The organism is Desulfovibrio sp. OH1186_COT-070, assembly GCF_003860215.1.
Classification (GTDB): Bacteria; Desulfobacterota; Desulfovibrionia; order Desulfovibrionales; family Desulfovibrionaceae; genus Desulfovibrio.
The window spans coordinates 1-4,224 of the sequence record NZ_RQYH01000060.1 but is presented as its reverse complement, the minus strand read 5'-3'; the positions used below and the strand labels follow the sequence as shown (position 1 = coordinate 4,224).

General features: G+C 58.4%; 4 protein-coding genes. All 4 read left to right on the top strand.

The window, feature by feature from the left end; translation table 11 throughout:
• A partial coding sequence (locus EII23_RS11505) for an Rpn family recombination-promoting nuclease/putative transposase (protein ID WP_124793491.1) occupies window positions 1-918 on the top strand: 918 nt, incomplete at its 5' end.
• Between the two features lie 608 nt (window positions 919-1,526).
• Window positions 1,527-1,655: a hypothetical protein gene (locus EII23_RS13505; RefSeq protein ID WP_260424708.1), complete on the top strand. Its 129-nt coding sequence runs from the start codon at window positions 1,527-1,529 to the stop codon at window positions 1,653-1,655.
• Window positions 1,656-2,183: 528 nt separating this feature from the next.
• Entirely contained in the window at window positions 2,184-3,923 is a 1,740-nt protein-coding gene (locus tag EII23_RS11490) for a methyl-accepting chemotaxis protein (RefSeq protein ID WP_124793489.1), read from the top strand.
• A gap of 179 nt (window positions 3,924-4,102) precedes the next feature.
• Window positions 4,103-4,224 (top strand): transposase (locus EII23_RS13675; RefSeq protein WP_185702389.1); only part of this gene is annotated, 122 nt, incomplete at its 3' end.

The window sequence follows — 4,224 nt, the reverse complement described above, 5'->3', positions numbered from 1 at the left end:
GTGGGCTGGAAAAAAGGCTCCTGGTGCTATGTGGCCCTGCTTCTGGAGTTCCAGAGCACGCCCGACCACTGGATGGCTTTGCGCATCCTGTCCTATACAACCCTGTTGCTGCTCGATCTCGTCAAGGCGGGAAGCGTGCGCGAAAATGAAGGCTTGCCGCCGGTGTTTCCCATTGTTATATACAATGGAGGCAAGGCGTGGAAGGCCCCGCAGGATGTGGAGGCGCTCTTTGCTCCCATGCCGGAGAGCCTGAAAGTCTATCGGCCCCGACATCGGCATTTTTTGCTGGACGAAAGCCGGGTGCCCGCAGACGCGTTGGACAAGAGCAGGGGCCTGGCCGCCCAACTCCTGAAACTGGAACGGGCGCAGGAGCCGGAAGATGTCCGGCAGATCATCAGGGAATTGATAGCCCGGCTGCATGGGCCGGAGTACGTGGGTTTGCGTCGGGCTTTTACCGTATGGCTGGGGCGTGTTGTGCTCAAACGCTCCGGGATCACAGAAGACATCCCCGAATTTCAGGACTTGCAGGAGGTGGACGCCATGTTGGAAGAACGCGCCGCTCAGTGGAAGGACGAATACATCCGGCAGGGGGTAATGATGGGGTGGGCCGAAGGCAAGGCGGAAGGCAAGGCTGAAGGCAGGGCGGAAGGCAGGGCTGAAGGCAGGGCTGAAGGCAGGGTTGAGGGCAAGGCTGAAGGCAGGGCTGAAGGTATCTCCATTGGGGAAACCAGAGGATTTGGCCTGGCCTTGCAGGATTTGCTGGAGGCGCGCTTTGGTACGCTTCCCCAGTCCGTGACTTCCTACATTGCCAGTTCGTCTGATGCCAATGCCCTGCGGAAGCTGACGCTTTTTGCCTACCGTGCGGAATCGTTGCAGGCTGTTGTTGACCGGATCAACGACGACACCAAGATGATGTGATCTGCATCTTCAGCAAACATGATGGCCGCCTGTGCTCGTGCGCAGGCGGCTTTTTGCGTGCATGATCTCCCGCTCCATATGGAGGGGAACTTCCGGCGTTCACAAGCAGCGCCTGTGCCGCCGTTTTTGTTTCATGGCAGGGTGCTGCCGCCGCTTTGCGCGTGCCGCATGCAAAAAAGCGCGTTGGCAGGCCGTATTGCGAGAGGCATGCGCCCGGCATGCCGGCAAAAGCAGGCAGCGTACCCCCTGACTGTGCTGCCGGAGGGTTTGCCGCTGAAAGCTTGACCGGCATCAGGGTCGGTTGGGACAAGGCGATCTGGTTCCTCATGGATCACCTTGCTATGCGTTCTTCAGGTATGCAGGCTGTCTCCGTTTGACGGGAGGTTGTCTGCCGGGTAGTCTTTTCACGACTGAAGGTTTGTATTTCACCGATACAAATTTCTTTGCCTGAAGGCACATTGGCCCAACGCCACGGTCGCATCGCTTTCCCTTTTCCGGGAGAATGCATTGCGTGAACTTGGTGGATATGTTGCACCTTTTGGGTGCGGGTTCCCAGACATGGAGGCGGGAATAGCCTCTATCTTGCTTTCTGCGTGCAAGGAGGAGCCATGCTTGCCAAACTGACCAGTAAAAACCAGCTTACCTTGCCCAGAGCCATTGTGCAGCAAGTGGATGCGGAATACTTCGAGGTATCCACAGAAAATGGGCGGGTTATTTTGACGCCCGTAAAAATTTAACGCGCCGATTCTGTACGCGAAAAATTGAAGGCCCTGGGTATTTCAGATGACGATGTGACGGACGCCATCGCGTGGGCCAGAGAGGATGCGCGGTGAAGCCATTGCGCGTCGTCCTCGACACGAACTGCCTCATCCAAAGTCGGGTGGTCGGATTCGATCATCTCGCCAAATTCCGGATCACAAAACGTCATGCCAGGAAAACAAGAGTCGCAAGGGAAGGCCGTGGGTGTCGCCCACCAACCAAAGCGCGTCGGCAGGCGTGTCGCGAGGGGTAATGTTTTTTTGCCACAGCCCGATAGGCATGGTACTGGCAAGGGACTTTTTTGAGCGCCAGTAACGCTTTTTTCGCTGTTCTTCCGGAAAAACGGGAAAAAGAGCGTTGGTCTGCAAAAATTGCGCTTTTTGCGCGTTTCTGCTTTCCGGCAGCAGGTTTTTTTGTGGTGCGGTTTTTTCGGGCACTGCCGAAAATGATCCTGGGGCAAAAATCATGAAAAAAGTGGCAGACAACAAGCCAGGAGGAAGGGAAGAATGAAACTGTCATCAAAAATATCCATGAGCATGGGGATGCTGACCGTACTCATGGCGGGGCTGACTGTCTATTTCATCTTTCAGTTGGCCGCGCTGAACGAGGCTTCCCGCGAGATCAGCGGTCGTCAGGTGGTGCTCATGAAGCTGGCGGGCGAGATCAACAACGCCGCCTCGGAATACCGCCTGAGGGAAGTCCTGCATATTTACACAACCGATGCGGAAAAGATGCGGGAATACGAAAAAGTCGGTCAGGGCCTTTCCGAGATAATTGCCAAAGACATCAAGGGGCTTGAAGGCCTGCTTGTCACCCCCCGAGGGAAAGAGGCCCTTCAGGCGTATCTGGTCGTGCGGGAAAAATATCGCGCAGCCGCCAGGCAGACCCTTGCGCTGTCCCGGGAAAACCAGACGGAGCGGGCCATTGTCCTGCTGACCGGTGAGGCCGACGCGGCTTATACGAGCATGAGTTCTGCCATCAGTGATCTTGAAAAGCTTATCATGCAGCGAGCCGACATGCTGAGCGAAAACGCGGCAAGCACATATGCCGCCGCGCGGGTCATCGGTTTTGTTCTTGTTGGCGTGGCGCTTCTGGTTGCCGTGGCGCTGACCTGTCTCATGGTTCGCGACACCATGCGCCAGTTGGGCAAGGACCCCGGAGAACTGAATACCCTTGCCCTGCGCGTGGTGGACGGCGATTACGACATTGACGACGGCAAGGCCAAAAGCGGCGTGTATGCGGCCATTGTGGACATGGTGAGCGCCCTGAAAAACCACATCGAAAACGCCCGGCGCGAATCGGAAAACGCCAGGGAGCAGTCCGCCAGGGCGCAGGAAGCCATGCAACAGGCCGAAGCCGCCAGTCAGGAAGCCCAAAAGAAAACCGAGGCCATGCTCATCGCCGCCGACAGGCTGGAGCAGGTGGGCAGCGTCATTTCTTCCGCTTCCACAGAGCTTGCGGCCCAGATCGAGCAGTCCGACAGGAGCGCTGCCGAATCTGCGCAGCGGTTGGGCGAGGCCGCCGCTGCCATGAACGAGATGAACGCCACGGTGCAGGAGGTGGCTCGCAACGCCAGCGCGGCCTCCGGCGCATCCGCCGACACCAGGGAAAAAGCCCAGCACGGCGCGCGCATTGTGGAACAGTCGCTGCAAAGCATTGAAGGCGTGCGCCAGATTTCCGTGCAGCTCAAGGACGACATGGGCCAGCTCAACGAGCACGCCCAGAACATCACCCAGATCATGGGCGTCATTTCCGACATTGCGGACCAGACCAATCTGCTGGCCCTGAACGCGGCCATTGAGGCGGCCCGCGCGGGCGAGGCGGGCAGGGGCTTTGCCGTGGTGGCCGACGAGGTGCGCAAACTGGCCGAAAAGACCATGTCTTCCACCACGGATGTGAGCAATGCCATCCAGGCCATCCAGCAGAGCACGGAAAAGAGCATGCACAGCATGGACAGCGCGGTGGAGCAGGTCAATCAGGCCACGGAACTGGCCGGGCTTTCGGGGCAGGCGCTGCAGGAAATCGTGAGCACTGTGGACGCCACGGGGGATCAGGTCAATGCCATTGCCACGGCCAGCGAGGAGCAGTCCGCGGCCAGCGAGGAGATCAACCAGTCCATCGGGCATGTGGACACCATGGTCAGGCAGACCGCCGAGGCCATGTCCGAGGCGGCCAAGGCCGTGTCTGATCTGGCGGCCCAGGCCCAGGGACTGACAGGGCTGATTCAGGACCTGAAAAACGCGTGATTGCAAAAGACGGTATGACACAAAGAGGCGCGGCAGCCAGCAATGGTTGCCGTGTTTTTTTGACAGTCGTTGCCGCTATGTTTTTGTGGACGGCATCTGGCTCAAACGCTCTTGGGCCGGAGAAGTGCAAAACGTCTCGGTGCTTGTGTCCATCGGGGTAAGTACCAGCAATTCTCGGTGTGGCCGAGGGAGCGCGTGAGGACAGTGCAAGCTGGCGCCAATTTTTGCGGTATTTGCGGGAACGTGGCCTTGAGCGGATCCGGCTGGTGGTATCGGACAAAAGTCTTGGCCTGCTTGAGGC